Origin of the sequence: Pseudomonas syringae group sp. J248-6 (genome assembly GCF_032586995.1) — a bacterium.
GTDB lineage: Bacteria > Pseudomonadota > Gammaproteobacteria > Pseudomonadales > Pseudomonadaceae > Aquipseudomonas > Aquipseudomonas amygdali.
The window spans coordinates 1-26399 of sequence record NZ_JAWHOP010000022.1 but is presented as its reverse complement, the minus strand read 5'-3'; the positions used below and the strand labels follow the sequence as shown (position 1 = coordinate 26399).

General features: G+C 58.0%; 28 protein-coding genes, 1 other RNA gene and 1 pseudogene. 16 read left to right on the top strand and 14 right to left on the bottom strand.

Going from position 1 to position 26399, the window contains the following annotated elements:
• The first annotated feature begins 212 nt into the window (after positions 1-212).
• Positions 213-1205 carry an AraC family transcriptional regulator gene (locus tag RYC17_RS22105; protein ID WP_230017321.1) on the top strand — a complete coding sequence of 331 codons (993 nt, stop codon included), beginning with the start codon at positions 213-215 and terminating at the stop codon, positions 1203-1205.
• A 48-nt stretch (positions 1206-1253) separates the two neighbouring features.
• On the opposite strand, the gene RYC17_RS22100 is transcribed toward RYC17_RS22105, so the two are convergent.
• The 4 genes from RYC17_RS22100 to RYC17_RS22085 all read right to left on the bottom strand — a co-directional run bounded on the left by RYC17_RS22100 (position 1254) and on the right by RYC17_RS22085 (position 5692).
• On the bottom strand, positions 1254-2492 hold the full coding sequence (locus RYC17_RS22100) for a 2-octaprenyl-3-methyl-6-methoxy-1,4-benzoquinol hydroxylase (RefSeq protein WP_316904466.1): 1239 nt from the start codon (positions 2490-2492) through the stop codon (positions 1254-1256).
• A 51-nt stretch (positions 2493-2543) separates the two neighbouring features.
• A complete protein-coding gene (ubiH, locus tag RYC17_RS22095) occupies positions 2544-3731 on the bottom strand; it encodes a 2-octaprenyl-6-methoxyphenyl hydroxylase (protein WP_230017320.1) in 1188 nt (395 codons plus the stop codon).
• Positions 3728-5062, bottom strand: a complete 1335-nt coding sequence (gene pepP, locus RYC17_RS22090) for a Xaa-Pro aminopeptidase (protein WP_058408245.1) — start codon at positions 5060-5062, stop codon at positions 3728-3730. Before pepP ends, ubiH begins: the two co-directional genes overlap by 4 nt.
• A gap of 75 nt (positions 5063-5137) precedes the next feature.
• On the bottom strand, positions 5138-5692 hold the full coding sequence (locus tag RYC17_RS22085) for a YecA family protein (RefSeq protein WP_005734812.1): 555 nt from the start codon (positions 5690-5692) through the stop codon (positions 5138-5140).
• A gap of 150 nt (positions 5693-5842) precedes the next feature.
• Between RYC17_RS22085 and RYC17_RS22080 the strand changes: the two genes are divergently transcribed.
• The 4 genes from RYC17_RS22080 to RYC17_RS22065 all read left to right on the top strand — a co-directional run bounded on the left by RYC17_RS22080 (position 5843) and on the right by RYC17_RS22065 (position 7293).
• Positions 5843-6052, top strand: coding sequence for a TIGR02449 family protein (locus tag RYC17_RS22080; protein WP_002551573.1), 210 nt, complete (start codon positions 5843-5845; stop codon positions 6050-6052).
• On the top strand, positions 6049-6378 hold the full coding sequence (locus tag RYC17_RS22075) for a cell division protein ZapA (protein WP_003317331.1): 330 nt from the start codon (positions 6049-6051) through the stop codon (positions 6376-6378). The genes RYC17_RS22080 and RYC17_RS22075 overlap by 4 nt, the downstream gene beginning before the upstream one ends.
• Before the next feature lie 30 nt (positions 6379-6408).
• Positions 6409-6587, top strand: a non-coding RNA gene (ssrS, locus tag RYC17_RS22070) — 6S RNA.
• A 94-nt stretch (positions 6588-6681) separates the two neighbouring features.
• Entirely contained in the window at positions 6682-7293 is a 612-nt protein-coding gene (locus RYC17_RS22065; protein WP_122280499.1) for a 5-formyltetrahydrofolate cyclo-ligase, read from the top strand.
• Positions 7294-7338: 45 nt separating this feature from the next.
• Here RYC17_RS22065 and RYC17_RS22060 read toward each other — a convergent pair whose 3' ends face one another.
• Positions 7339-7491, bottom strand: coding sequence for a hypothetical protein (locus RYC17_RS22060; RefSeq protein WP_058402774.1), 153 nt, complete (start codon positions 7489-7491; stop codon positions 7339-7341).
• Positions 7492-7684: 193 nt separating this feature from the next.
• On the opposite strand from RYC17_RS22060, the gene RYC17_RS22055 reads away from it, so the two are divergent.
• Positions 7685-8134 (top strand): EVE domain-containing protein, encoded by a 450-nt coding sequence (locus RYC17_RS22055; protein ID WP_058402773.1) that lies wholly within the window; start codon positions 7685-7687, stop codon positions 8132-8134.
• A gap of 6 nt (positions 8135-8140) precedes the next feature.
• Here the strand turns inward: RYC17_RS22055 and RYC17_RS22050 are convergent, their stop codons facing one another.
• A complete protein-coding gene (locus RYC17_RS22050) occupies positions 8141-8548 on the bottom strand; it encodes a flagellar basal body-associated protein FliL (protein ID WP_002551568.1) in 408 nt (135 codons plus the stop codon).
• A gap of 130 nt (positions 8549-8678) precedes the next feature.
• Here RYC17_RS22050 and RYC17_RS22045 point away from each other — a divergent pair, with 130 nt between their 5' ends.
• The 5 genes and pseudogenes from RYC17_RS22045 (at position 8679) to RYC17_RS22025 (ending at position 13571) form a co-directional block, all read left to right on the top strand.
• Entirely contained in the window at positions 8679-9719 is a 1041-nt protein-coding gene (locus RYC17_RS22045; RefSeq protein ID WP_316904498.1) for an NADPH:quinone oxidoreductase family protein, read from the top strand.
• Between the two features lie 328 nt (positions 9720-10047).
• Positions 10048-11681: pseudogene (locus tag RYC17_RS22040) on the top strand (S-type pyocin domain-containing protein).
• Complete coding sequence (locus RYC17_RS22035; protein ID WP_230017317.1) at positions 11671-11943, top strand: bacteriocin immunity protein; 273 nt, start codon at positions 11671-11673, stop codon at positions 11941-11943. Before RYC17_RS22040 ends, RYC17_RS22035 begins: the two are co-directional and overlap by 11 nt.
• A 48-nt stretch (positions 11944-11991) precedes the next feature.
• Positions 11992-12783, top strand: a complete 792-nt coding sequence (locus RYC17_RS22030) for a hypothetical protein (protein WP_230017316.1) — start codon at positions 11992-11994, stop codon at positions 12781-12783.
• A gap of 209 nt (positions 12784-12992) precedes the next feature.
• Positions 12993-13571: a hypothetical protein gene (locus tag RYC17_RS22025; protein ID WP_223886826.1), complete on the top strand. Its 579-nt coding sequence runs from the start codon at positions 12993-12995 to the stop codon at positions 13569-13571.
• A gap of 290 nt (positions 13572-13861) precedes the next feature.
• Here RYC17_RS22025 and RYC17_RS22020 read toward each other — a convergent pair whose 3' ends face one another.
• A complete protein-coding gene (locus RYC17_RS22020; RefSeq protein ID WP_316887554.1) occupies positions 13862-14497 on the bottom strand; it encodes an energy transducer TonB in 636 nt (211 codons plus the stop codon).
• Complete coding sequence (locus tag RYC17_RS22015; protein ID WP_316904462.1) at positions 14494-15159, bottom strand: energy transducer TonB; 666 nt, start codon at positions 15157-15159, stop codon at positions 14494-14496. The genes RYC17_RS22020 and RYC17_RS22015 overlap by 4 nt, the downstream gene beginning before the upstream one ends.
• 274 nt (positions 15160-15433) lie before the next feature.
• Here RYC17_RS22015 and glpT point away from each other — a divergent pair, with 274 nt between their 5' ends.
• Positions 15434-16783: a glycerol-3-phosphate transporter gene (gene glpT / locus RYC17_RS22010; protein WP_005744792.1), complete on the top strand. Its 1350-nt coding sequence runs from the start codon at positions 15434-15436 to the stop codon at positions 16781-16783.
• A gap of 12 nt (positions 16784-16795) precedes the next feature.
• On the opposite strand, the gene RYC17_RS22005 is transcribed toward glpT, so the two are convergent.
• The 6 genes from RYC17_RS22005 to RYC17_RS21980 all read right to left on the bottom strand — a co-directional run bounded on the left by RYC17_RS22005 (position 16796) and on the right by RYC17_RS21980 (position 22882).
• Entirely contained in the window at positions 16796-17464 is a 669-nt protein-coding gene (locus tag RYC17_RS22005) for a gamma-glutamylcyclotransferase (protein WP_002551563.1), read from the bottom strand.
• Between the two features lie 208 nt (positions 17465-17672).
• Positions 17673-18641, bottom strand: coding sequence for a CDP-6-deoxy-delta-3,4-glucoseen reductase (locus RYC17_RS22000; protein ID WP_057401137.1), 969 nt, complete (start codon positions 18639-18641; stop codon positions 17673-17675).
• Positions 18641-20107 carry a 4-hydroxy-3-polyprenylbenzoate decarboxylase gene (gene ubiD / locus RYC17_RS21995; RefSeq protein ID WP_024674574.1) on the bottom strand — a complete coding sequence of 489 codons (1467 nt, stop codon included), beginning with the start codon at positions 20105-20107 and terminating at the stop codon, positions 18641-18643. Before ubiD ends, RYC17_RS22000 begins: the two co-directional genes overlap by 1 nt.
• 128 nt (positions 20108-20235) lie before the next feature.
• Positions 20236-21495: a transcription termination factor Rho gene (gene rho, locus RYC17_RS21990; RefSeq protein ID WP_002551560.1), complete on the bottom strand. Its 1260-nt coding sequence runs from the start codon at positions 21493-21495 to the stop codon at positions 20236-20238.
• Between the two features lie 231 nt (positions 21496-21726).
• Complete coding sequence (trxA, locus tag RYC17_RS21985) at positions 21727-22056, bottom strand: thioredoxin TrxA (protein ID WP_004655183.1); 330 nt, start codon at positions 22054-22056, stop codon at positions 21727-21729.
• A 121-nt stretch (positions 22057-22177) separates the two neighbouring features.
• Positions 22178-22882: a FadR/GntR family transcriptional regulator gene (locus RYC17_RS21980; protein WP_004655184.1), complete on the bottom strand. Its 705-nt coding sequence runs from the start codon at positions 22880-22882 to the stop codon at positions 22178-22180.
• Positions 22883-23131: 249 nt separating this feature from the next.
• Between RYC17_RS21980 and RYC17_RS21975 the strand changes: the two genes are divergently transcribed.
• The 4 genes from RYC17_RS21975 to RYC17_RS21960 are packed head-to-tail and all read left to right on the top strand — an operon-like array spanning position 23132 to position 25981.
• Positions 23132-23917 (top strand): transporter substrate-binding domain-containing protein, encoded by a 786-nt coding sequence (locus tag RYC17_RS21975; RefSeq protein ID WP_002551557.1) that lies wholly within the window; start codon positions 23132-23134, stop codon positions 23915-23917.
• 30 nt (positions 23918-23947) lie between these two features.
• A complete protein-coding gene (locus tag RYC17_RS21970) occupies positions 23948-24613 on the top strand; it encodes an amino acid ABC transporter permease (protein ID WP_219170773.1) in 666 nt (221 codons plus the stop codon).
• Entirely contained in the window at positions 24610-25260 is a 651-nt protein-coding gene (locus RYC17_RS21965) for an amino acid ABC transporter permease (RefSeq protein ID WP_032074436.1), read from the top strand. Before RYC17_RS21970 ends, RYC17_RS21965 begins: the two co-directional genes overlap by 4 nt.
• Entirely contained in the window at positions 25247-25981 is a 735-nt protein-coding gene (locus RYC17_RS21960) for an amino acid ABC transporter ATP-binding protein (RefSeq protein WP_003317352.1), read from the top strand. Before RYC17_RS21965 ends, RYC17_RS21960 begins: the two co-directional genes overlap by 14 nt.
• Positions 25982-26399 lie beyond the last annotated feature (418 nt).

The following is a 26399-nucleotide window of genomic DNA, read 5'->3' as shown; positions in this document are numbered from 1 at the left end:
TTCATAGTCCGCTTTGACCTATTCAGCGCTGCCCGACGCTCTCCCGACCGTGACGATTGCCGCCCGATGGCAAGAAACGCGTCTATAAGGCTTGCACAACTGTCACAAAAGCTTTCATTCTTGGTCACGGCGTCAGGCAAGGGAAATGCCCCGTGAAACCTTGTCCGCACTGCTAGACGCTGAATCACCTCATGTCAGGGAGAGGCGTCCACATGCCTGAGCCAAGCAGTCTCGCCAGCTGGACCCCTGCACTGCGCAAGCAGCTCGATGCCTTGGGCGTGGACAGCAACGCGTTGTGTCAGAGCGCGGGCATAGATCCGAATATGCTGGATGATCCCGGAGCACAGTTTCCCTCAGACATCACCGCCGCCCTCTGGCAGCGAGCGGTACAGGCCTGCCTCGATCCAACCCTGGGTTTACGTGTCTCGCGTTTTGTCAGCCCCACGTCGTTCCACGCGCTGGGCTATACGCTGGTGGCCAGCGGTTCACTGCGCGAGGTTTTCGAGCGCATCGTACGTTACCGCTCAATGGCCGAGGACTCTCTGGAGCTGGACTTCAGAACGGTGGGCGAGCGCTATGAATTCCGCTTCGGCACGCCGAAATCGTGTCAGTTGCCCGCTCATGAGTTGCTGGATGCATTCGCCGCCATTTATGTGCGTACCTGCCGCAACCGGTTAGGCAGGAGCTACGCGCCGCTGGCGGTGCATCTGCAACGTCCCGCGCCTGATAACCCGCAGCCCTGGCAGGATCTGTTCCGCTCACCGGTGATGTTTGCGGCGCAGGAGAATTTGCTGGAATTTGGCGGTGATCAGTTCGACAGCCACCTGGACGACGGCCCGGTACAGGTAAACGGGCAGGAATCCAGGGGCGATCCGTTACCTTCGCTGATCTGGGAACAGCGCGTGCGCTCGGCCATCGAAACCCTTCTGCCGGATGGCGAGCCCACCGCAAAAACCATCGCCGAAGCCCTGCACCTGAGCACGCGCAGTTTGCAACGTCATCTGGCCGACGAGGGCTGCTGTTACGACCTGCTGCTCAATCAATGCCGCCAGAACCTGGCATTGCTGCACATGAACGACCCGCACAGCTCGCTGAGCGAAATCGCCTACCTGCTGGGCTTTACCGACACAACCAGCCTGAGCCGCGCCTTCAAACGCTGGACCGGACTGACACCGGGGCAGTATCGCAACGGATTGGTGCGCTGAGCGTGAGGAACGATCATCAACTATCGTGCCGACGCTCCGCATCCGGCCCTATAGGGTAGTGGCGGGCTCAAGCCGCGCCAGTTCAGGCAAATCTCCCGACAACCCTAACGCTTCGCGCACGAACAGAGCCTTGGCTTCGGGCATCCGGTTGACCATTTTCAAACCGGTGTTACGCAACCAGCGCAGTGGCAATTGGTTGGCCTGAAACAGCCGTTCGAAGCCTTCCATTGCGGCCATCAATGCCAGGTTGTGCGGCATGCGACGACGCTCGTAGCGGCCCAGCACGCGCAGGTCAGACCAGCGTTCGCCACGCCCGGCAGCGTGGGTCAGGACTTGCGCCAGCACGGCTGCGTCGAGAAAGCCCAGGTTCACGCCCTGCCCGGCCAGCGGGTGAATGGTATGCGCCGCATCGCCAATCAGCGCCAACCCCCTGGCAACGTAACGCTTGGCATGACGCTGACGCAGTGGCACACAAACGCGCTCATCGGCAGACACTACCTGACCCAGACGCCCCTCGAATGCCTGCTCCAGTTCACGACAGAACAGGTCATCTTCCAACACCATCAGGCGCTCGGCTTCAGACGGTGTGACTGACCAGACAATAGAGCACCAGTGCTCGCCCTCGCGCTCCAGTGGCAGAAAAGCCAAGGGACCGTCGTCGGTAAAACGCTGCCAGGCAGTTTTCCTGTGGGAATCAGCGGTGCGCACACTGGTGACGATAGCGTGATGCAGGTAATCCCACTCACGGGTCGGCGTTTCGGTCAGGCGGCGCACCGCCGAATTGGCACCATCGGCGGCAACCACCAGCGGTGCGCGCAACTGGCGACCGTCGGCCAGGGTCAGCAGCCAGTCATCTCCGGAGTGGCGCATCTGCTCCAGCCGCGCATTGGCCAGCAAGCCGATGTCGCTTTCATGCAGGCGATCGAGCAACGCATCCTGCACCACGCGGTTCTCGACGATATGGCCCAGCACATCAGCATGCACGCTGGAGGCAGAGAAGTGAATCTGCCCGGTGCCACTGCCATCCCAGACCTGCATGTGCGCGTACGGGCTGATGCGACGGGCCGCGATGCCTTCCCACACGCCCAGCCGCTGAAGAATTCGCTGACTGGCTGTCGACAAGGCACTGACTCGTGGCTCAAAAGCCGAGTGTTGGTCAAAGGGTTTGACGCTCAGCGGCCCACCGTCGACCACCAGCACATCAAGACCGCTGCCCTGCAACGCCAGAGCAAGGGCACTGCCGACCATTCCGGCTCCGACAATCAGCACATCTGCGCGCGTTTCCATGGTCAAACCGTTCTCGCTTGCGGCCGAAGCCGTGTGTTTAAAGTGTGTGATTCACACATCGGATCGAGTCCCCAGGCCCATCGCCTGACGGGCAAACCAGCGCTTGGCGGCTGGCAACAGGTCCAGGCCCAGCAACCCGACGTTACGCCCGGCGGCAACCGCCGACCGGGAGCTGCCGAACAGGCGTGTCACCTTGTCGGAGAAGCCCACGGTCAATTGCTGATCCTGACGCTGACGCTCACGGTAGAGCTGCAGAGTAGACAACTCACCGGGCGGCGCGGCGCTGTCCAGCAGCGTCTCGGCCAGTGCATCGGCGTCACGCAAGGACAGATTGAACCCCTGCCCGGCAACCGGATGCAGGCTGTGCGCCGCATTACCCAGAATCACCAGATGCGAACGCACCTGCTCTTCGGCCTCGACCAGCGCCAGGGGGTAGACATGCCGTGCACCGACCTGACGCAGCGTGCCCAGGCGATAGCCAAACACGCCCTGCAGCTCTTCCAGAAAACTGCGGTCGTCCAGCTCGGCCAGGCGCTGGGTATCGTTGCCCGGACGCGTCCAGACCAGCGCACAGCGGTTTTCCGGCAATGGCAGCAGCGCCATCGGCCCGTCCTCGGTAAAACGTTCGAACGCCTGCCCGCAATGCGCTTCGCTCGGCGTGATATTGGCAATCAGCGCATGCTGGTCGTAGGGCCGTTGCCGCACTCCAATACCCAGCTGCTCGCGCAGGCTGGAGCGGCCGCCATCGGCCAGCACGGCCAGATCACAATCCAGTTCGGTTTCGTCACTGAGGCTCAGGCGATAACCATCGGCCAGCGGCTGCATGTGCCTGACCTCGGCCGGCACACGCCAACTGACGACATCACGATCCAGCGCCGCCCACAGTGCCTGACCGAGCCAGGCGTTCTCGACTACGTAGCCGAGCGCCGGAACACCCTCTTCGATCGCAGACAAACGGGTAGCTCCGAAGCGGCCACGGTCCGAGACCTGAATTTGCAGAATCGGCTCGGCGCGGCGGGATATCTGCTGCCAGAGGCCAAGCCGCTCATAGATGCGTCGCGAGCCGAACGACAGTGCCGAAGAACGCGCATCGTAGCTGGGCTGCCAGGCCTCACCCGGCGCGAAGGGTTCGATGAGCACGATTTTCCAGCCGCGCGCCTTGGCACCGGCCTGCAGTGAAAGCGCGAGACTTGCACCCACCAATCCGCCGCCGACGATGGCGATATTAAAGCGGCTCATGCGACCTGTGCCTTTGCAGCCGCCATCAGCGCCTCGATCTCGGCGACGGTCTTGGGCACGCCACCGGACAGAATTTCACAGCCCTGCCTGGTTACAACCACGTCGTCTTCGATTCGCACACCAATACCTCGCCATTTCTTCGCGACGTCCAGATTGTCGGGGGATATGTAGATCCCGGGTTCAACAGTCAGCGTCATGCCGACCTCCAGTACACGCCACTCGCCGCCGACCTTGTATTCACCGACGTCGTGTACATCCATGCCCAGCCAGTGACCGGCACGGTGCATGTAAAACATCTTGTAGGCCTCGCTCTCGATCAACTGATCGACGTCGCCTCGCAGCAAACCCAGCTCGACCAGCCCTGCGGTAATCACCTTGACCGTCGCTTCGTGCGCCTGGTTCCAGTGCTTGTCGGGGCCGATGGCCTCGAAAGCCGCATACTGAGACTTGAGCACCAGCTCGTAGATGGCTTTTTGTTCGGGAGAAAACTTGCCGCTCACCGGAAACGTCCGGGTGATGTCACTGGCATAGCAGTCGATTTCGCAGCCCGCATCGATCAGCACCAGATCGCCATCCTTGAGAACGGCATCGTTCTGCTGGTAATGCAGGATGCAACCGTTGCGCCCCGAGGCCACGATCGAGCCGTAGGCAGGCATCTTCGAACCGCCCTTGCGAAATTCGTAATCCAGCTCGGCTTCCAGGCTGAACTCGTGCAGGCCTGCGCGACAGGCCTGCATTGCTCGCACATGGGCACGCGCAGAGATGTCCGCCGCGCTGCGCATGACTTTGATTTCCGCCGCCGATTTGTACAGGCGCATGTCGTGCAACAGATGATCCAGCGCGACAAATTCCTTGGGCGGCTGAGCACCGAGGTGCGCCTTGGAGCGGATCACGTTGATCCAGTCCATCAGGTGCCGGTCGAATTCAGGGTTGCTGCCCATCGCCGAATAGACCCGGTCACGGCCCTCGATGAGGCCCGGCAGAATTTCGTCGATGTCGTTGATCGGGAATGCATCGTCTGCACCGAAATCGCGGATCGCGCCTTCCTGTCCGGCGCGCAGACCTTCCCACAATTCGCGCTCGGGGTTGCGTTCACGGCAGAACAAAACGTACTCGCCATATTCGCGTCCGGGAATCAGCACCACCACCGCTTCCGGCTCGGGAAAGCCGCTGAGGTACTGAAAGTCACTGTCCTGCCGGTAGATATGCTCGACATCACGATTGCGAATGGCAACCGCAGCAGCGGGCAGGATGGCAATGCTGTCCGGCTCCATCTGAGCCATCAGAGCCTTGCGGCGGCGGGCGTATTCGGACTTCGGGATCTGAATCATGGGCAGCAGGAGTCCTGATGGAGTCTACCGGGCCGCACTGTCGTCAGCGCGGCGCGGTGTCGCAGTGATGGGCAATCAGTGCAGAGAAGGCTTGGGTTGCGGCGCAGCAGGCTCATTGAATTCGGTGAACAGCAACAATGGCGCTACGCGCATGTATTCCATGACTTCCATATAGTCGGTCTCGCCGTCTTCGGACTCGTCCAGTGCGTCCTGAACCTGGGCAATGGCCGCCAGATCCTCAAGAACATCCTTGGCTTCGGTGCCGAGGGTCTTGTCGCCAATGGCCAGACCGAAGCCTGCCAGAAACCCCTGACACCATTGGCCCAGTGCGGCAGCACGCTCGGTCAGCGGCTCTTCGTCGCCCGGCAGCAACAGCACGACGGTCATGTCGTCACCGGTGAGTTCGCCCTTGACCATCTCTTGCAAGCCGATAAGCGCCTGGCGGATATTGTCTTGCGGCTCGGTTTCCAGCAGCACCGAAGCATCGGCAAACCAGCCTTCGTTATCGAAACCGGCACCTGCGCAACTGCGCCCCAGCAGCAGGCCATGCAGCTCGGCAGGGGATACCTGATGACCGCCACTGTTAAGCAGAGTGGCGAACGCTTTGTACGGAGAATTCTGAATGGGCATGGGTAGCTAGTCGCCAAACGGCGCAATGTCTAGAATGAAGGCCTTGTATCCTAGACTATCCGCGCGACAAGATCACCCGGACGGCGGTTCGAGCTTGAGCACAAGCATCGCCTCCCCTGCCATTCATCAGAAAGTATTCAGTGGAAAACAATGGAAGACACCGACCTGCAAGCGCTGATGAAACGTGTGGAGCTGCTCCTGAAGTATGCCGAGCAACTTAAAGGCCAAAATGCACTCCTATTAGCTCAGGAAAAGACCTGGCGCGAGGAACGCGCCCAACTCATTGAAAAAAACGAAATCGCCCGGCAGAAGGTCGAGTCAATGATTTCGCGCCTCAAAGCCCTGGAGCAAGACTCATGAGCAATGGCAACAGCGTTACCGTTCAGATCCTCGACAAGGAATACTCGATCATCTGCCCTCAGGAAGAGCGCACCAACCTGGTCAGCGCCGCCCGTTATCTGGACGGCAAGATGCGTGAAATCCGCAGCAGCGGCAAAGTCATCGGTGCCGATCGCATCGCCGTGATGGCCGCGCTCAACATCACTCACGACCTGCTACATAAAGAACATTTGCCTGACGTACAGACCAGCGGTTCGACTCGCGAACAGGTCCGCGATCTGCTCGACAAGGTCGATCTGGTGCTGGCCACAGACACGCCCGGCACACCGGATTCAACTCGGGGCTGATTATTGCGAGGCATTTCTGTATACTCGCGCTGCTCCCTGGAGTGCTTGCCAGTCGGTCATGTCCCTGAGCCGATACGCACAACCACGGGGGTTGCACGTTGGGGTTGGTGTGCATGTCCGCTCGACGGAAAGCCTTAAAACCTCCTGCAATCTCCACCTTGAACTTTCGGGTTCAAGGGCTAAACCGACAGCGGTTCGTCGGGGAGTCCACATTCAGTTCGTTGCCAGCCCTGCTGTCTGGCAACGACGATTCTGCTCTGGTTTCAACTCCCTTCCCGGATCAGCCTGCATGACCTTCTGCTCATGATCAGCGCCCAATCGCTCACCCGTCCGCAACTGCGCCGCCAGCTACGCAAGGCACGCAGGGCGCTGACTCGCAGCCAGCAACGCGCAGCAGCCCGCGATGTTTACCGCCAATTGGCGCAGCACCCGCTGTTTCGACGTGCCCGGCATGTTTCGCTGTACCTGCCGATGGATGGCGAGATCGACCCGCGGCTGTTGCTGCGTGAAGCACAACGACGCGGCAAGGCCACTTACCTGCCGGTGCTCAATGCATGGCCGCGCACGCGCATGGTTTTTCAGCGCGTGCGTCCCGGCGAAAAATTCATCCCCAATCGCTTCCGCATTCCCGAGCCTCTCATCAACCGTGCGAAACAACGCCATGTGTGGGCACTCGATCTGGTGCTGATGCCATTGGTAGGGTTCGATAACGAAGGCGGTCGTCTGGGCATGGGCGGTGGGTTTTATGACCGCAGCCTGGCGTATCTGGCACGCAGAAAGGCCTGGCGCAAACCGGTTCTACTCGGGCTGGCTCACGAATGTCAGAAAGTGGATCGACTGGCGCAGGCCAGTTGGGATGTACCGCTGCAAGGCACGGTATCTGATAAAGGCTGGTATCTGACACAGATACTCTGATCGTTCAGCCAACAGGGCAGTCAACGATCAGAGCAGAAGCAGGGCTTAATGCCTGCCGGGGATTTTTTGCTGTTGTTGAGTGATTTCGACTGGAGCGTCATCCTTGCTGGTCCATAAGCTTTGCGCATAACCGGTTGTCACGACACCCAAGCCAAACAGAATAACCAGAATCCAGAGTAAATCAGGCTTGCGTTTCATTGACTGCCCTCCTTAGGCAAATCAATACGATGTCAGCATCGGTTTTTGTATAGGCCGTGCAACAGCGTGGAGCTTTAAAGGGCGGCATTTTGCGGTAACGTGAACCAGTACGCAAATAGTGGCGCAAGCCGACTGTCGGTTTGTCATCAAACTGTCGGTAATACCGTGAACTTTTGTCTCTGGAGAGAGAGCAATGGCCTATTGGCTGATGAAGTCCGAGCCTGACGAATTCTCGATCAGCGACCTGCAAAAACGGGGTAACGCCCGCTGGGACGGGGTGCGCAACTATCAGGCGCGTAATTTTCTAAGGAGCATGGCAGAGGGCGACGAATTCTTTTTCTACCACTCCAGTTGCCCGGAGCCGGGAATCGCCGGCATCGGCAAAATCGCCAAAGCCGCTTATCCGGACCCCACTGCACTGGACCCCGACAGCCACTATCACGACGCCAAGGCCGCCGCGGATAAAAACCCGTGGAGCGCCATAGACGTCGAGTTTGTGGATATCTTCAAGAACGTGCTGGGGCTCGGTTATCTGAAGCAACAAAGCCAGCTGGAGCAACTGCCTCTGGTGCAAAAAGGCAGTCGGCTTTCAGTGATGCCCGTCACCGCCGAACAGTGGGCGGCGATCCTGGCACTGCGCTGACACGCGTTATTGAACGATGAAGTTATTGAACAGCAAGTCTTCGACAATCGGCTTGCCTTCTTCATCGTTCATGACGCGCTGCACCTGCTTGAGCGCTTCCTGACGAATGTTTTCCTTCGCCTCGGCACTGCTCATGGAATCAACCGTCTGCTGAGTGAACAACGACACCAGTTGATTACGGATCAAGGCGTCATTGCGTTTCACCGCCGCCTCGGCATCGGCACCCGTTACACGCAACGCGATGTCAGCCTTGTAGACGCGCAGCTTGGGGCCGCCATCCAGCGCGTAGTTGCCCACGAACGGTGGCGTCAGCGAGACATAGGCCGCTTTGGGCGGGCCGCCTTCTTCCTTGGCTTCCTCTTGCGCCATGACAGGCAATGACAAGGCCAGCAATACCAGAATCCACGCTTTCACAGTCCACTCCTTAATACGGTTTGCCACGTAGCTTACAGCTTATGTGTGCTTATCAGGCCGGGCCATGCTTGTTGACCCGAGAACCCACTTAACTCACTTTATCGGCCATTACCGAAAAAGGAATAGCCTAATGAAAGCCCTGTTATGCAAAGCCTTCGGTCCGGCCAGCACGCTGGTGCTTGAAGACGTGCCTGGCCCCGAGATCAAAAAGAACGAAATCCTCCTCGACGTGCACGCCGCCGGGGTCAACTTTCCCGACACGTTGATCATCGAGGGCAAATACCAGTTCAAGCCCCCCTTCCCTTTCTCGCCGGGTGGCGAGGCCGCCGGCGTGATAGCGGCCGTCGGTGAAAAGGTAACCCATCTCAAGCCCGGCGACCGCGTGATGGCGCTCACCGGCTGGGGCAGTTTTGCCGAGCAGGTCGCTGTACCCGGTTACAACGTACTGCCGATACCGACGAGCATGGACTTCACCACCGCTGCGGCGTTCAGCATGACCTACGGCACCTCCATGCATGCGCTCAAACAACGCGCCAACCTGCAAGCCGGCGAAACCCTGCTGGTGCTCGGCGCATCCGGCGGCGTGGGCCTGGCCGCCGTGGAAATTGGTAAAGCCCTCGGCGCACGCGTCATCGCCGCCGCCAGCAGCGCTGAAAAACTTGAAGTCGCCAAAAACGCAGGCGCAGACGAACTGATCAACTACAGCGAAACCAGCCTCAAGGACGAAGTAAAACGCCTCACCAACGGCAACGGCGCCGACGTCATCTACGACCCGGTCGGCGGCGACCTTTTTGACCAGGCCATCCGCGCCATCGCCTGGAACGGCCGCCTGCTGGTCGTCGGCTTCGCCAGCGGCCGCATCCCGGACCTGCCCGTCAACCTGACCCTGCTTAAGGGCGCATCGGTGGTCGGCGTGTTCTGGGGCTCGTTTGCTCAGCGGCAACCGCAGGACAATGCGGCGAACTTCAAGCAGCTGTTTGCGTGGTTTGAAGAAGGGAAATTGAAGCCGCTGGTGTCGACGGTTTATCCGCTGGAAAAGGCTGGGGAGGCGATTGATTTGTTGGGTGAGCGCAGGGCTGTGGGGAAGGTGGTTATCGCAATAGGCACCACGCCAACAAAACCATCCAACCAACCAAAAACCAAGCAACACAATACATATGTATGTCATTAATACTTGAGGACTAAAACACTATAGTCATACAGACAAGGAGAACCGTATGGCCACACGAAAAAAGCGGCAAACAAATATATTACATGACCAGACAAGCGGAACTGTAAACATAAGTCACGGAAGTGCACCCAAGCCTCAAAATTCTGGTTTTTTTGGAGGCGGTTTTACTAATACAGGGGCGTCCAGCAGTAAACGTAGACGAAGGCGTCTACGTGCGCGAGCACAACAGCAAGCAGCGCAGGCTCAAGCAAATGCTGAAGCTCAAGCGCAGGCAGAGCGTCAGGCTGCAGAATATGTAGCGGCTCAAGCAAGAGTTCAGGCAGAAGCCATGGAGCGAGCACGTATTGAAGCGCAAGTACGTGCACAGGGCGAAAAAGATCAAGCTCATAGGCAAGCTCTTGAAGCGCTGACAAACGCCTATCCGCATTCACAATCTGAATTTGCACAAAACTACTCGCAGGCTTTTGGAAGGCTACAGAGCTCTATTCAAGAAGAAATAGCGTCGCTGAATTTCAACCACTCGAACGAACAGCAAATGCGCGACCTGATACTTCAGGAAAAGGCCAACATAAATTATTTAATTGAATCCAAACAGTCGCTAATGGAAGACCGCGCGCTCAGGCTCTGAGTCTCACCGGTCAAGAACTTGAACATGCCACATAAAAAGACCACCTGAACTATCTGGTGCACTACAGCCAGGGCGATCCTCAACGTGTGCAGCAGGCCCATGAAGCGTGGGTAAACGCGTTATCTCAAACCTACGAAGCAAAGCTTCTTGCCGAGTCGGTCACGCTGATCAATGAACAATCAGCAGCACTTTCCATGCGCCATGCTGAACTGTCGCTAGCTGATAAAACGGCGAGTCAGGATGCAGATCGGACATCATCCCGACAGGCCGCTGGCATCAACAAGCTGTGGTCAGTTATTGCCCCCGCGTCAACCACCACCGCAGCACCGGGCATCAGGACCGTTGCGACCAACATCGCGAAAGACCAGCTCATCAGGATCGCGACCAGAACACTTGGCAGCAATCTGGTCACCTTGCTGGCGATGTATCCACAACCGTTGGGCGACTCAGAGCTGCCGCCTGCTGTGATCGCCACACCTCTGTCGCAGCTCAACCTGCCACCGCATATCGATCTGCAGTACCTTGCCAGCGTCAAAGGCACGCTGGATGTGCCTCATCGACTGACGTCCGATGGAGCTGGCGCAAGCGGCGCTGCACGCTGGGTAGCTGCGGATGGTGTGAAAGTAGGTACCAAGGTTCGCGTAAGAACTTTCACCTATAACGCACTGAACAATTCCTACGAGTTTATCCGAGACGGGGAATCGACACCGGCCCTTATATGGACGCCAATAGCACAACCGGCGGACAGTTCGACAAGCTCACCCGCAGGGCCACCCGCGTTGCCGACAGATCCAGGCAACGTAGTGACACCTTTTGTACCCGAGCTTGAAGCTTACCCGGCGATTGATCGAGATGATCCTGATGATTACATTCTCATATCGCCGATTGATTCAGGGCTGCCGAATAGCTACCTGCTGTTCAAGGACCCGAGGTCGATCCCGGGGGTTGCGAGTAGGTATGGTGAAGCGGTGACTGGAGTTTGGCTAGGAGACAGAACGCGTGCAGAAGGCGCATCGATTCCGACGCATATTGCAGATCAACTGCGCGGACGACGATTTGGTGATTTTGCTTCACTGAGGAAAGCAACCTGGATAGCCGTAGCCGATGATCCCGAGCTAGGGAAACAGTTTACTCAGAATAACCTTGAAATAATGCGAGGTGGTGGTGCGCCCCACCCTAGACTCAGCGACCAAGCCGGAGGCCGTACGAGATTTGAAATCCATCATAAAAATTATATTTCAAAAGGCGGCGCGGTTTATGACATCGACAACTTGGTTATTATGACACCAAGGCAACATATTGATCATCACAGGAGCCAAAAAAATGATCTTTAAAGAAAAGCTAGAAGATTACACCGAAGAAGAATTCCTGGAATTTTTGAGGGGACTCTCTTCTCAACACATTCAACTTCATGGTGATGAGTTTGTTAAGCACATGGATCGTTTAGTTAAGCACTTTGTAAAGGTGACAGAGCATCCAGCGCAAACAGACGTAATCTTTTATCCCGAGGAAGGTCAGGAGGACACCCCGGAGGGTATTTTAAAAACAATCAAAGAATGGCGAGCTAAAAATGGCAAGCCGGGATTCAAAGAGTAAGAACCCCATACACAAACAGCTCTAACACTATAAAAAAGGAAATCATCCATGGAAGAATTACATCATCACCTCCAGCAATTACCTGGCTTTCTGCAAGCCGAGCTTGCGGCTCACGTCGGCGACTGGAACGGAACACGTTACATCGATATAACCGATAAACACATACACGCTATCAATCATCTGGTTGCCAGCAAACGCGCTCCCTTGCAACAGGACCACATCGACAATTCGTATTTTTTGTGGGGCACTGATCCCTGGGATAAATCGTCTCTTGAGTTAAACGCACAGATGCGGGGTATGCCAGGCGGGGTGCCCACTGATTTTTACTATATGACGGGAGACGCCCGTTTTCATATGGAGAGCATCCGCTTTCTAAACGAACTCAAAGGCAATCTCGAATCGCTGCATGCTCGGCTAATAGAACAGGAACGCGAGTATAACGAGCGCATGGCCCAAGAAGCCGCACACCGCCAAGCCGAAGAAGCAGCGCGCGCAAGAGCCGAGGCTGAAGCGGCAGCTCGACGACTCGCGGAGGAACAAGCAGCGCAGCAGCGGGCCATAGAGGCCGCGTTACAACTTGCACAGCGTCAGGTCGAAGAAGCCAAGCACGCTTTGGCCTTGCGCAACGCCGAGGAAGCTCGCGCTAAAGAGGCCGAATCCCGCCATGCGGTCGAGGTGACATTTGGACCTGAAGCGTCGCGAGAAATCGATAATGCAATCAAGGTACTGAGAGGCACTATCGAAATCGCGATCACAGACTTCTCGAACGCGATCAACGCTCACGGCGCGCTCGGACTGAGCCAGCTTGAAACAATTCAACATATGAACGCCACTCACTAATCTTTCGCGACAAGGCCGGGACCAAGGCGATGACGCTTTGGTCCCGGCACTGTGCATCAAGTGGAACTGACACAAGGCATCAAAACAGACCTGATCGCTACTCAAATCATGCTCGACCCTGACCTCCGCCTCCTTGAAATAACTGATAGCAACTTCGCCGTTAACACGATTAAAGCTGTGAGAAAATAGCCGCTTTCCCGACTCGGGCCTTGCTTGTTACGGACGACTTGATTTTGTCAGCATTAACGCCGCCGACCGAGCCTGACTTGGCTTACCAGGTAACGCAGACTGTTTTGGCCACGGCGGATATGCCGACAGCTTATGACTTTTCCACTCTAGACAAAGATTATTGCATCCCTCACCCGACCTCAGGAGAGTTGAGCTTCGGTTACATTTCTATGTACGAAAGCCGCAACCTGACCTTGCCAGGCGGAGAAATTTATTTGCGTGTAGGTAAGCATTTCGGCTTCAGTAGCGGTTTTGGAGTCAACCACATTTGGCAGGGGCACGGTCATGAACTGGCCAAGTCTGGCTGCAAAACCATTCAGGATGTATCTGCATTTGTTGCCGGAATTTTAAGTGCAGGTGCACAGATTTATTGCGAGGGTTATCAGACGCGTGATGGGCATCGACTTACGGTCATACGCAATGCCAGAGGGTGCGCAATTTTGTCGCCACAAGAAGAAGCTGAACGAGGATTTTTCTACTCGGTGGTCACCGCCTACAAAATACTTAGGAGGCGACCGGCGATCAAAGTAGGGACTCTGAAACCAAAAAAAGCGCCATAGGCGCCTTTTTCAGAGTACGAGAGGGCTGGTAGTCGCAGCGCTTGCTTAGCACGTCCAGACACGAGGCCTGAAAGGGGTCGAAAGCCAACCGTTGTCGCCAGTTGCCGCTACCGCACGAGTGACGCCTCGCACAATCCACACCTGCTCGCCGGTATCGTCATTGAATCGAGCAGGCCCTGCTCTTATTGAGCCCTCGCGAGCATTCTGATGAAACACAGGGTCGTCGTCAACCACAGGGCTGCATTCTGAAACTGCTTTGATACTGGCACTTCGCTGATGCCCCGCCCTTCCTACAACACCTTCCTCACATTCTCCGGCAAATAATCCACATACTTACGCATCGGATTCTTTTGACATTGGGCGATAATGCCCGGCGCCGCCTCCAGCAATTCAACAACCAATGCCTGACGTTCGTCCAGGGTGAGAAATTGCTCTATGACCGGACCGCTCGACAGGTATAACTCTGTCCGCATTAGCGCATCCGGCTTGACGTCCTTGCGCCATTTGCGACCCTCGAACATTTCCCTGTTCAACTGCCAGCACAACTCCTGCTTCAGCTCGGCATTGGATGTCAGCGGCGGGTTGGTGTGTGGTCGCCCTGTGAAGGTAAACGTGACCATAACTGCTTCGCCCTCGGGATGAGAGGCCGGTGGCTCCCAGGGTTCAAAGGTCCATAGCTCAACAGCACTTCGGGTCAGGCTGATGAACCTCGGATCAGTTGCCCCCCGCACTTCAAGAAAGCGCACGCCGCCATCGGCCTGAATGAAAATCCTGACGGTGACACTGTTTTTTACCAAGGCATAACGCATCGACGCCGGATAGTCCGGCTCCGGCATATACAACGGCACCGGATACGACGGCAACGCCTGTGCTGTCCCCGCCGAGAGTATCCCTGCCAACACGATCACACTCAGCACACGGCTCATTCGCTGCCCTCCGCTTGCTCAGCCAACCCGACCATCAACGCCTTGATCGGTGCTGGCAGATAGTCGCCGTACAAACGATCGGGATTGCTTCTGCAATTGCTGACCATCATCGGTATCGCGGCGCCCAGTTGCTCAAGCAGGACCTGGCGTTGGGGCTCGCTACGCAGGTGGGCAACATGACTGCCGAACAGCGCCTGCCCGGTGTACCAGAACACGTCGACTTTACTCAGCGGCTCTTTGGGATAGTCCTGGCGGGCGGACTTCACTTCGTGGTTGAGGTAACCGCAACGGATGTTGCCCAGGCCGACGGTGACTTCGGTATTGAAACGCCTATAGCCATGGGAGCCGAAAATCACCGGCACGGTGATCGTGTTCATGGGCGGCGCGCCGACTGTTCCCACCCAAGGCTTGTAGCGCCATTGACCTAGCGCCTGCTCCACCGCTTCGGCGAGTTGCGGGTGGCCGCTCTCTACGGCCCTGACTTCGCGGACCTGCCCGTCGGACTTTATCCACAGCTGTGCCCTGACCTTGCCTGCGTAGCGGGTCTTGACCAGTTCAGGAGGAAACACTGGTGTCGGCGTGTACACCGGCACCAGAAATGACTCCGTCGCGCCAACGTGCGGGGCCAGTGCGACGGCAATCATGAAGGCGAAAATTCTCATTGTTGTATGGGCTCATCGTCGTGGTGCGCCGCTGCGGCGCAATGACGACGATGGTAAAAGCCTGCCGAAAGACCAGTAAGTACGCGGCTTCCGATACGCCTGTAGGACCCATCCCAAACTTTTGAAACACATACAAACGCTCGCCAAATGTTCATAAAAGAACAGGAAAACGTCGGCATCTCCTACAAAAAATCAGTCCAAAGGCACTGCTTTTTTCTGTAATGAAAATGTAATATTCGCATTCGCAAAAAAAACAATAATCAGGAGCTTCTCCATGTTTGGGTTTTTCCGCCCTGCCAGGCATCAGGCACCCCTTCCCGAAGAAAAGGTCGATAGCACTTATCGGCGTCTGCGCTGGCAGATCTTCGCAGGCATCTTTATCGGTTATGCCGGTTACTACCTGCTGCGCAAGAATTTCTCGCTGGCGATGCCTTATCTGATCGACGAAGGCTATACGCGTGGCCAGTTGGGCGTTGCGATGTCGGCCATCGCAATTGCCTATGGCTTGTCGAAATTCCTCATGGGGATTGTTTCGGACCGCTCCAACCCGCGCTACTTCCTGCCCTTCGGGCTATTGGTTTCTGCCGGAATCATGTTCATCTTCGGCTTCGCGCCGTGGGCGACGTCCAGTGTCACGATCATGTTCGTGCTGTTGTTCATCAATGGCTGGGCCCAGGGCATGGGCTGGCCGCCGAGCGGGCGGACGATGGTCCACTGGTGGTCGCAGAAAGAGCGCGGCGGCGTGGTGTCTGTGTGGAACGTGGCGCACAACGTCGGCGGCGGCCTGATCGGCCCGCTGTTCCTGCTTGGCATGGGCTGGACCAACGACTGGCATGCAGCATTCTATGTGCCGGCGGCCGTTGCGTTGCTGGTCGCGGTCTTTGCTTTCGCCACGATGCGAGACACGCCGCAATCGGTCGGCCTGCCGCCTATCGAGCACTACAAGAACGATTACCCGGAAGGCTACGATGCCAGCCACGAAGAGGAATTCAGCGCCCGGGAAATCTTCGTCAAGTACGTGCTGCGCAACAAGTTCCTGTGGTACATCGCCATGGCCAACGTGTTCGTTTATCTGCTGCGCTACGGCGTGCTGGACTGGGCGCCAACCTATCTGAAAGAAGCCAAGCACTTCACGGTCGACAAGACCTCATGGGCCTATTTTCTGTACGAGTGGGCGGGTATTCCGGGCACGCTGCTGTGCGGCTGGATGTCGGACAAGATCTTCAAGGGCAATCGCGGCCTGACCGGCATGGTGTTCATGTTTCTGGTGACCATTGCCACGCTGGTGTATTGGCTGAACCCTGAAGGCAACCCGACCGTCGACATGATCGCGCTGGTATCCATCGGCTTCCTGATCTATGGCCCGGTCATGCTGATCGGCCTGCAGGCGCTGGAACTGGCGCCGAAGAAGGCAGCGGGTACGGCAGCCGGCTTTACCGGGCTGTTCGGCTATCTGGGCGGGTCGGTTGCGGCGAGTGCGGCGATGGGCTACACGGTCGACCACTTCGGCTGGGACGGCGGCTTTGTGCTGCTGATCGGCGCGTGCATTCTGGCGATGGCATTCCTTGCGCCGACGCTGCGGCACAAACAGGTCGCCAGCACCTCGCGCGATACCAAGGACTGACCCAAAGGCCGGTCAGGCGGTCTCTGACTTGCAGCGCTTGAGCCGCGCCTCCAGATTCAGGTCTGGCATGGCGTGGCTACGCAGGGCCTTGGCAGTCTGTTCCACGTACTCGCGGGTGGTTCCATAGCGCCCGCTGGCGCTGGCCAGCACCTGACTCAACACACTGTCGGGCAGGTTGCCCGCGTAGCTGGGCAAATGCCGTTCCAGCACGAAGCCCAGCGCCTGTACCTTCCTGCCGTCTTCAAGGCGGCAATTGAGCCAGTGCGGGCGATACGAGGGATATGGCATCTCACGCTCCCACAAGGCCAGCAGCGATTTCTCCAGGCACTCATCCGGCAGGCGATAGGCAAAACCGGTGCATGAACCGCCGCGATCCAGCCCGAATACCAGGCCCGGCACCTCCGGCGTACCGCGATGCTCGTGCGACCACAGGTAAAGCCCGCGGTGATAACCGTGCACTCGACCGCGCTGGCTCTCTACGGCGGTGCACTCGGGACGCCAGATCAGCGAGCCGTAGGCGAACAGCCAGACCGGGCCGCCTTTATGAAGACGCATGGTGGCGTCCATGGATGCGAGCAGTTGCTCGCGGGTAAGCTGCGGACCCAGATCGATAACGGGCGGATACGTCAGCCCAAGGCCGTCATGCACTGCAGCGGCCAACTCATTGATTGGATTCTCCATTTGCCTCCCTGACAGTCTGACTGTCAGTTTTTACCGAGCCCCGCTGACTCGCTCGTGGGTGAGCGGCATCAGGGTGTCGTGGTTCGGTTGTTGCCACAGGCCAAAGGCCTGTTTCTACAAAAAGTTGTCTGGCGACGAATTGACATCGCCGTAAGCTATAAGCAGCTAAAGCAATTTACACTCCAGTTATGCAGCCGTCAGTCAGGCATCACGGACGCGGTGCGTAGGCGAATACGTCTGCGCGCATCTGGTGAGCGTCCATTCCGGCACTGACAAGAGCGTCCAGCGTTCCGTAAACCATGGCAGGCGAGCCGCTGGCGTAGACGTAAACCGCCGACAGGTCCTTGATGTCTTCGCAAACCGCCTCGTGCAGCAGACCACAACGCCCTTCCCAGCCACACAGGTCACTGACGACCTTGTGCAGGAACAGGTTCGGCAGTTTCGCCCACTCATCCCAGTGGCTGACCTGGTAAAAGTCCTCGGGCCGACGCACGCCCCAGTACAAATGCACCGGGTGACTGAAGCCTGCTGAGCGACAGTACTCAAGCAAACTGTTCATTTGCGCCATACCTGTACCGGCAGCAATCAATACCAAAGGCCCGTCCGGCAGCTCGGCAAGGTGGGTATCGCCAAACGGCAGCTCGACCCGCGCCATTTTGTTGCGTTGCAGTTGCTCGATCAGGCTGCGCGCACTGTCTTCACGAGCCAGTACATGCAATTCCAGATCACGACCGCTGTGCGGTGCCGATGCGATGGAGAATGCCGACTTCTCGCCATTCTCCCGCTCGATCATCAGGTACTGCCCGGCGTGATAACGCGGAGGCTTGCCTGCCGGGGCGCGCAAACCTACCCGCCAGACATCGCCACCGATTTCGACACACTCGCTCACCTGACAGGCAAAGCTGCGCACCGGCAGCTCACCCTTGGCCAGCACGCCATCCCAGAGCACAACACAATCTTCAAGCGGCTCTGCTACACACGTATGAATCTCACCGTGATCAAGCGTCTGCCCCGACTGCATCACCCGCCCCTCGACCAGCAAGGCCGAGCAGATATGACAGTTACCGTTGCGACAGCTCTGCGGGCATTCATAGCCCAGACGCTGCGCAGCATCGAGAATCCGCTCGCCCGGCAGGGTGTCCAGCACCGCACCTGACGGCTGCAAGGTTACGCGCATCAGTCTATTCCCAACTGAGTCCAGATCTCGTCCACACGGCGTGTGGTGGCTTCGTCCTTGACGATAGCCCTGCCCCATTCACGTGTGGTCTCGCCTGGCCATTTGTTAGTGGCGTCCAGGCCCATTTTTGATCCCAGGCCGGACACCGGGGAGGCAAAATCGAGGTAATCGATGGGCGTGTTGTCGATCATGACCGTGTCGCGCTTGGGGTCCATGCGTGTGGTGATGGCCCAGATCACGTCATTCCAGTCACGTGCATTGATGTCGTCATCGGTGACGATCACGAACTTGGTGTACATGAACTGGCGCAGGAACGACCAGACCCCCAGCATCACGCGCTTGGCATGACCGGGGTACTGTTTCTTGATGGTCACCACCGCCATGCGATAGGAGCAACCTTCAGGCGGCAGGTAAAAATCGACGATCTCCGGAAACTGCTTTTGCAGAATCGGCACGAACACTTCGTTCAGCGCGACACCCAGAATGGCGGGCTCGTCCGGTGGACGCCCGGTGTAGGTGCTGTGGTAGATCGGCTTGATACGGTGCGTGATGCGCTCGACGGTCAACACCGGAAAGCTGTCGACTTCGTTGTAATAGCCGGTGTGGTCGCCATAAGGCCCTTCATTGGCCATCTCGCCCGGATGAATCACACCCTCCAGCACGATCTCGGCGCTGGCTGGCACCTGCAGGTTGCTGCCACGGCACTTGATCAGCTCGGTACGTGACCCACGCAACAGCCCGGCGAAGGCATATTCGGACAGGCTGTCCGGCACTGGCGTCACGGCACCAAGAATGGTCGCCGGGTCAGCACCCAGTGCGACGGCAACCGGATAAGGCTCACCGGGATGCTTGGCGCACCAGTCGCGAAAATCCAGCGCGCCGCCACGATGGCTGAGCCAACGCATGATGATCTTGTTGCGGCCAATGACCTGCTGGCGGTAGATGCCGAGGTTCTGCCGCTCCTTGTTCGGGCCCTTGGTGACCGTCAGGCCCCAGGTAATCAGCGGTGCGACGTCGCCCGGCCAGCAGGTTTGCACGGGCAGCATGCCGAGATCGACGTCATCGCCTTCGATGACAATCTCCTGGCAGGGTGCATCCTTGACCACCTTGGGGGCCATGGCGATGACTTTGCGGAAGATGGGCAGCTTGGACCACGCATCTTTCAGGCCCTTGGGCGGCTCGGGTTCTTTCAGAAACGCCAGCAGCTTGCCGATTTCACGCAACTCACTGACAGCCTCTGCGCCCATGCCCATGGCCACGCGCTCGGGCGTGCCGAACAGGTTGCCCAGCACCGGAATATCAAAGCCGACCGGTTTTTCGAACAGCAGGGCCGGGCCCTTGGCACGCAGGGTACGGTCGCAGATTTCAGTCATTTCCAGCACAGGCGAGATCGGCATCTGGATGCGTTTCAACTCTCCGCGCTGCTCAAGCTGCTGCACGAAATCCCTTAGATCTTTGAATTTCATTAACCCGGCCATTTATCCAAATAGACGCACATCGTACCTGCTCCAGCCCTTCAAGGCAGCTAATCGGCGGCGCGTGGGCAAAAAAAATGGTGCCCCGAAGGACACCATTTTTTGTTTCAGCCTGCCAGTTACTTGCGTTTCATGGACAGGAAGAACTCGTCGTTGGTCTTGGTCTGCTTGAGCTTGTCGATCAGGAACTCGATAGCCGCGACTTCGTCCATCGGGTGCAGCAGCTTGCGCAGGATCCACATGCGCTGCAACTCGTCATCAGCGGTCAACAGCTCTTCACGGCGTGTGCCGGAGCGGTTGATGTTGATGGCCGGGAACACACGCTTCTCTGCGATCTTGCGATCCAGAGGCAGCTCCATGTTGCCAGTACCCTTGAACTCTTCGTAGATGACTTCATCCATCTTCGAACCGGTTTCAACCAGTGCGGTGGCGATGATGGTCAACGAGCCGCCTTCTTCGATGTTTCGCGCAGCACCGAAGAAGCGCTTTGGCTTCTCGAGTGCATGAGCATCGACACCACCGGTCAGTACCTTGCCGGAGCTCGGGATGACGGTGTTGTAGGCGCGAGCCAGACGAGTGATGGAGTCCAGCAGGATAACGACGTCTTTCTTGTGCTCGACCAGGCGCTTGGCCTTCTCGATCACCATTTCGGCAACCTGTACGTGACGGGTTGGCGGTTCGTCGAATGTCGAGGCAACCACTTCGCCGCGCACGGTGCGCTGCATTTCGGTTACTTCTTCCGGACGCTCATCGATCAGCAGAACGATCAGGTGCACTTCCGGGTTGTTACGCGTGATGTTCGACGCGATGTTCTGCAGCATGATGGTCTTGCCCGCTTTCGGCGGAGCAACGATCAGACCACGCTGACCTTTACCGATCGGTGCGCACAGATCGATCACACGACCGGTCAGGTCTTCGGTGGAACCGTTACCGGCTTCCATCTTCATGCGAATCGTCGGGAACAGCGGCGTCAGGTTTTCGAACAGAATCTTGTTCTTGGCGTTTTCCGGACGGTCGTAGTTGATCGTGTCGACCTTGAGCAGAGCGAAATAACGCTCACCTTCCTTTGGTGGACGGATCTTGCCAACGATGGTGTCGCCGGTACGCAGGTTGAAACGGCGGATCTGGCTAGGGGAGACATAGATGTCATCCGGGCCGGCCAGGTAGGAAGCGTCTGCAGAGCGCAGGAAACCGAAGCCGTCCTGGAGAATCTCCAGCACGCCATCACCGGATATTTCCTCGCCACTTTTGGCGTGCCGTTTGAGCAGGGAAAAAATGACGTCCTGCTTGCGCGAACGGGCCATATTTTCTATGCCAGCCTGTTCGGCCATTTCGAGCAATTCGGTAATCGGCTTTTGCTTGAGTTCAGTCAGGTTCATATGGGGAATGACGTAATCATGTATGGAGGGGGAAATTAAGCTTTTGGCTTAATGAGGCCGCGCCGCAGAGAAGGCGACAGGATCGCGTACTAAATCGAAAGGAGAGCGTCGGCGACGGCTAGCAGGGGGCAACGGAGAAGCCGTTGCGGGGCCGAATGTACCACCGGATTTTCCAGGCGTCTAGTGCAGCGCCCGAAAAAAACCCCGCAATTTGCGGGGCTTTGAAACGTCTCAGATGTTGGCGTCGAGAAACGCGGCCAGCTGCGACTTCGACAGCGCACCGACTTTGGTCGCTTCAACGTTGCCATTCTTGAACAGCATCAACGTCGGAATACCGCGCACGCCATGCTTGGCAGGGGTTTCCTGATTTTCATCGATATTCAGCTTGGCAATTGTCAGCTTGCCTGCATAGGTGTCGGCGATTTCGTCCAGCACCGGGGCAATCATCTTGCACGGACCGCACCACTCAGCCCAGTAGTCTACAAGCACAGCACCCTCAGCCTTGAGTACTTCGGCTTCGAAGTTAGCGTCGGTGACGTGTTTGATCTTTTCGTTGCTCATGGAAGTCTCCGAGGTCATAGGCGAAAAACGACGCTCATCATAGCGGGCTGCAAGTCATTCAGGAAGCGAAGGTTCATTGAGTCTGGCTATGGTGGTGCATGACTGGAGTTATGGCAGGGGCTCAGCTGGAAGGCGAAACGAACACGATGCCGGTGCGAAGTGCTGCGCCACGGATATGATCCTGCATGGCCTTTTGCGCGGGCCCCGACGCATGCCGAGCCAGCGCGCGAAGGATCTTGCGGTGCTCCTGCCAGGTTTCCATGACCCTTGCCGCACGTATGAACGGCATTTTCTGGCTCTCAAGGAAGATGTCGGCACCTGCGGTCACGATTCCCAGCATGGCCTGATTGCCACTGGCGACCAGGATGTGCCGGTGAAACTCGAAATCCAGCCGGGCTGCGGCCTCGAAGTCACCGGCACGCAATTCCATACGCATGGCTTCGACATTGTCTTCAAGCACATCCCGTTCATCAGCGGTCAGGGTGACGGCCGCCAGACCCGCGGCGAAGCCTTCCAGCGCGTAACGCAGTTGAAACGTGTCGGCCGGAGAAACCTGTGCCTCAAAAGGCCAGGAAAAACCACTCGTGCGCTGTTCTGGTTCAGAAATGGACTGCACAAACACGCCTTTACCCGGCTGAACGCTGACCACTCCCAATGCGCTGAGCGATGACAAGGCCTCACGCAATGAAGCACGACTGACTCCCAGCAAAACAGCCAGATCGCGTTGCGATGGCAGGCTTTCGCCGGGCTTGTAGCCTTGCTCGGCAATCAACTTGCGAATGGCCCGGAGGGCTGATTCGGGTACTGCGAGTGAGGTGTGGGGCATCACTGTTCAGGCCAGTCAGTCCAGTAAAAATCCCTTTTATCGCCATCCCGAAGATTCGGCAAGCGACGCCCAGTGCTGGGGCGGCAGCGCTTTTCAACGCGCCAAAGCAGGGCGAACCACGCCTTGACTGGTCAGACCAGTAAGACCATAAACACGCTGCAAAGCTTGAGTTATGGCACGTCATCGTCGGATGGCATGCGCTGTGCACTGGAGACAGGCCAACATCCTACGTTTCGCCCGGAGATTTCTATGACCAAGCGTTACAGCGCCCTGCTTGCTGCACTGTTTGCCAGCCTGATGCTGAGCCAGACACCCGCCCACGCCAACGGCCTGGACGACGTTGTAGCGCGTGGCACCCTGAAGGTGGCCGTTCCGCAGGACTTCCCGCCATTCGGCTCGGTCGGCCCGGACATGAAGCCTCGCGGCCTGGACATCGACACCGCGCAACTGCTGGCCGACCAATTGAAGGTCAAGCTGGAACTGACGCCGGTCAACAGCACCAACCGCATCCCGTTCCTGACCACCGGCAAGGTTGATCTGGTGATCTCCAGCCTGGGCAAGAACCCGGATCGCGAGAAAGTCATCGATTTCTCCCGCGCGTACGCGCCGTTCTACCTGGCGGTATTCGGCCCACCTGATTCTCCGGTCAAGGACATCGCTGACCTGAAAGGCAAGACCATCAGTGTTACCCGTGGCGCAATCGAAGACATCGAGCTGTCGAAAGTTGCACCGGAAGGCGCAACCATCAAGCGCTTTGAAGATAACAACTCGACCATCGCCGCCTACCTGGCTGGCCAGACCGACCTGATCGCCAGCGGCAACGTGGTGATGGTCGCTATCAGCGAGCGCAACCCCAAGCGCATTCCAGCGCTGAAAGTGAAACTCAAGGATTCGCCTGTTTATGTCGGCGTGAACAAAGGCCAGCCGGAACTGCTGGGCAAGGTCGACGAGATCCTCAACGCCGCCAAGGCTGACGGCGCGCTGGAAAAAGCGTCGCAGAAATGGCTGAAGCAACCGCTGCCTGCCGATCTCTGATCACTGCTTTCCCGGTCACAGGATTCACCAATGGCTTATCACTTCGACTTCACACCGGTCCTGCAGAACATTGATGTGCTGTTGCGCGGGGCTTTGTTCACGCTGGAACTGACGGCCATTGGCACCCTGCTGGGCGTCAGCCTCGGCATTGTCGGTGCCGTCGTGAGGGCCTGGAAGATCCAGCCCTTTGCGACGATATTTGCGATCTATGTCGAGCTGATCCGCAATACACCGTTTCTGGTCCAGCTGTTCTTCATTTTCTTCGGCCTGCCATCGCTGGGCGTGCAGATCACGGAATGGCAGGCGGCGGTGCTGGCGATGGTCATCAACCTGGGCGCCTACTCGACAGAAATTATTCGGGCAGGCATCCAGGCGATTCCCAAGGGACAGCTTGAAGCGTCGGCAGCGCTGGCGATGAATCGTTATGAAGCGTTTCGCTACGTGGTCCTGGTCCCGGCATTGAGCAAGGTCTGGCCGGCCTTGAGCAGCCAGATCATCATTGTGATGCTGGGCTCGGCGGTCTGCTCGCAGATTGCCACTGAAGAGTTGAGCTTCTTTGCCAACTTCATTCAGTCGCGCAACTTCCGCTCGTTCGAAACCTACATTGTGACCACGCTGATCTACCTGGCCATGGCGCTGCTGATCCGGCAACTGCTGGCCTGGATCGGGCGTCGCTACATATCGAGGAACAGCTGATGGATTTCACCCTCTGGGACATCCTGCGCAATCTGCTGATCGGCCTGCAATGGACCGTTGCCCTGTCGCTGGTGGCCTTCATTGGCGGTGGCTTGATCGGCTTGCTGGTGATGGGCATGCGTACCTCGGAAAAAACCGGCCCGCGTGTGACCGCCAAGCTCTATATAGAACTGTTTCAAGGCACACCACTGCTGATGCAGCTGTTTCTGGTGTTCTTCGGTGTTGCCCTGATGGGCATGAACATTTCGCCCTGGGCAGCGGCAGCGCTGGCCTTGACGCTGTTTACCAGCGCCTACCTCGCCGAGATCTGGCGCGGCTGCGTGGAGTCGATCTCCAAGGGCCAGTGGGAAGCGTCTGCCAGCCTGGCGATGACCCCGTTCGAGCAGATGCGCTACGTGATATTGCCTCAGGCGCTGCGTATCGCAGTTGCGCCAACGGTCGGCTTTTCCGTGCAGGTGGTCAAAGGCACCGCGGTGACGTCGATCATCGGCTTCACCGAACTGACCAAGACCGGCAGCATGCTGGCCAACGCTACGTTCGAACCTTTCATGGTCTATGGCTTCGTTGCTCTGGGCTACTTCATCCTGTGCTACCCCTTGTCGCTGTGCGCGCGCCATCTGGAAAGGAGACTGCATGCCTCTGCTTAGAATTTCCGCCCTGCATAAATACTATGGCGATCATCACGTGCTCAAAGGCATCGATCTGTCGGTCGAGGAAGGCCAGGTCGTGGCGATCATCGGTCGCAGCGGCTCGGGCAAAAGCACCCTGTTGCGCACGCTCAACGGCCTGGAGTCGATCAACGATGGCGTGATCGAGGTCGATGGCGAATACCTGGACGCCGCACGCGCCGATCTGCGCACCCTGCGCCAGAAGGTCGGCATGGTGTTTCAGCAGTTCAACCTGTTCCCGCATCTGAGCGTGGGCGAGAACGTAATGCTCGCGCCGCAGGTCGTGCAGAAAGTGCCGAAGGCCGAAGCCGCGAAGCTGGCGAGAAAGATGCTGGAGCGTGTCGGGCTGGGCGAGAAGTTCGACGCCTTCCCGGATCGCCTGTCCGGTGGCCAGCAGCAACGCGTAGCGATTGCCCGCGCACTGGCGATGTCGCCCAAGGTGTTGCTGTGCGACGAAATCACCTCGGCGCTGGACCCGGAGCTGGTCAACGAAGTGCTCAGCGTGGTGCGCCAGCTGGCCGCCGACGGCATGACCCTGATCATGGTGACTCACGAAATGCGCTTCGCCCGTGAAGTGGGCGACAAGCTGGTGTTCATGCACCAGGGCAAGGTGCATGAAGTGGGCGACCCGAAAGTACTCTTCGCCAACCCGAAAACCCCGGAACTGGCGAACTTCATCGGCACCGTAGAGCACGCGTGACAAGAGCGAACGCAGAGCGTCCAGAACTGCATGCGACGCGGAGCGTCGCACGATAGTTGAGGTTATCGTTCCGCACGCTCCAGCGTGAGAATGCCGTTCGTGACGCTCCGCGTCACAGATCTGTGCCGCTCCGTATGCTCAAGATTGGACGCAGAGCTCCCAGAACTGCATGCGACGCGGAGCGGAGCACGATAGTCGGGATTATCGTTCCGCACGCTCCAGCGTGGGAATGCCGTTCGTGACGCTCCGCGTCACAGATCTGCGCCGCGCCGCGCATTCAAGATCGGACGCAGAGCGTCCAGAACCGCATGCGACGCGGAGCGCCGCACGATAGTCGGGATTATCGTTCCGCACGCTCCAGTGAACTGCCCCCAAGAAGTTGGACACCAATCCGACCTCATGGGGGTGTTCAAATGGG

Bases quoted from the DNA above. Each gene is read 5' to 3' on its own strand.
- RYC17_RS22060 (WP_058402774.1), bottom strand. From the start codon at position 7,491: ATGAAACGCAAGCCTGATTTACTCTGGATTCTGGTTATTCTGTTTGGC.
- RYC17_RS22045 (WP_316904498.1), top strand. From the start codon at position 8,679: ATGAAAGCCCTGTTATGCAAAGCCTTCGGTCCGGCCAGCACGCTGGTG.
- RYC17_RS21970 (WP_219170773.1), top strand. From the start codon at position 23,948: ATGGCTTATCACTTCGACTTCACACCGGTCCTGCAGAACATTGATGTG.
- RYC17_RS22065 (WP_122280499.1), top strand. From the start codon at position 6,682: ATGATCAGCGCCCAATCGCTCACCCGTCCGCAACTGCGCCGCCAGCTA.
- RYC17_RS22000 (WP_057401137.1), bottom strand. From the start codon at position 18,641: ATGCGCGTAACCTTGCAGCCGTCAGGTGCGGTGCTGGACACCCTGCCG.
- RYC17_RS22105 (WP_230017321.1), top strand. From the start codon at position 213: ATGCCTGAGCCAAGCAGTCTCGCCAGCTGGACCCCTGCACTGCGCAAG.
- RYC17_RS22015 (WP_316904462.1), bottom strand. From the start codon at position 15,159: ATGAGAATTTTCGCCTTCATGATTGCCGTCGCACTGGCCCCGCACGTT.
- RYC17_RS22100 (WP_316904466.1), bottom strand. From the start codon at position 2,492: ATGGAAACGCGCGCAGATGTGCTGATTGTCGGAGCCGGAATGGTCGGC.
- RYC17_RS21980 (WP_004655184.1), bottom strand. From the start codon at position 22,882: ATGCCCCACACCTCACTCGCAGTACCCGAATCAGCCCTCCGGGCCATT.
- RYC17_RS22075 (WP_003317331.1), top strand. From the start codon at position 6,049: ATGAGCAATGGCAACAGCGTTACCGTTCAGATCCTCGACAAGGAATAC.
- ubiD (WP_024674574.1), bottom strand. From the start codon at position 20,107: ATGAAATTCAAAGATCTAAGGGATTTCGTGCAGCAGCTTGAGCAGCGC.
- glpT (WP_005744792.1), top strand. From the start codon at position 15,434: ATGTTTGGGTTTTTCCGCCCTGCCAGGCATCAGGCACCCCTTCCCGAA.
- RYC17_RS22030 (WP_230017316.1), top strand. From the start codon at position 11,992: ATGGAAGAATTACATCATCACCTCCAGCAATTACCTGGCTTTCTGCAA.
- RYC17_RS22005 (WP_002551563.1), bottom strand. From the start codon at position 17,464: ATGGAGAATCCAATCAATGAGTTGGCCGCTGCAGTGCATGACGGCCTT.
- RYC17_RS22035 (WP_230017317.1), top strand. From the start codon at position 11,671: ATGATCTTTAAAGAAAAGCTAGAAGATTACACCGAAGAAGAATTCCTG.
- RYC17_RS22080 (WP_002551573.1), top strand. From the start codon at position 5,843: ATGGAAGACACCGACCTGCAAGCGCTGATGAAACGTGTGGAGCTGCTC.
- pepP (WP_058408245.1), bottom strand. From the start codon at position 5,062: ATGATTCAGATCCCGAAGTCCGAATACGCCCGCCGCCGCAAGGCTCTG.
- rho (WP_002551560.1), bottom strand. From the start codon at position 21,495: ATGAACCTGACTGAACTCAAGCAAAAGCCGATTACCGAATTGCTCGAA.
- trxA (WP_004655183.1), bottom strand. From the start codon at position 22,056: ATGAGCAACGAAAAGATCAAACACGTCACCGACGCTAACTTCGAAGCC.
- RYC17_RS22055 (WP_058402773.1), top strand. From the start codon at position 7,685: ATGGCCTATTGGCTGATGAAGTCCGAGCCTGACGAATTCTCGATCAGC.
- RYC17_RS21975 (WP_002551557.1), top strand. From the start codon at position 23,132: ATGACCAAGCGTTACAGCGCCCTGCTTGCTGCACTGTTTGCCAGCCTG.
- RYC17_RS21960 (WP_003317352.1), top strand. From the start codon at position 25,247: ATGCCTCTGCTTAGAATTTCCGCCCTGCATAAATACTATGGCGATCAT.
- RYC17_RS22020 (WP_316887554.1), bottom strand. From the start codon at position 14,497: ATGAGCCGTGTGCTGAGTGTGATCGTGTTGGCAGGGATACTCTCGGCG.
- RYC17_RS22085 (WP_005734812.1), bottom strand. From the start codon at position 5,692: ATGCCCATTCAGAATTCTCCGTACAAAGCGTTCGCCACTCTGCTTAAC.
- ubiH (WP_230017320.1), bottom strand. From the start codon at position 3,731: ATGAGCCGCTTTAATATCGCCATCGTCGGCGGCGGATTGGTGGGTGCA.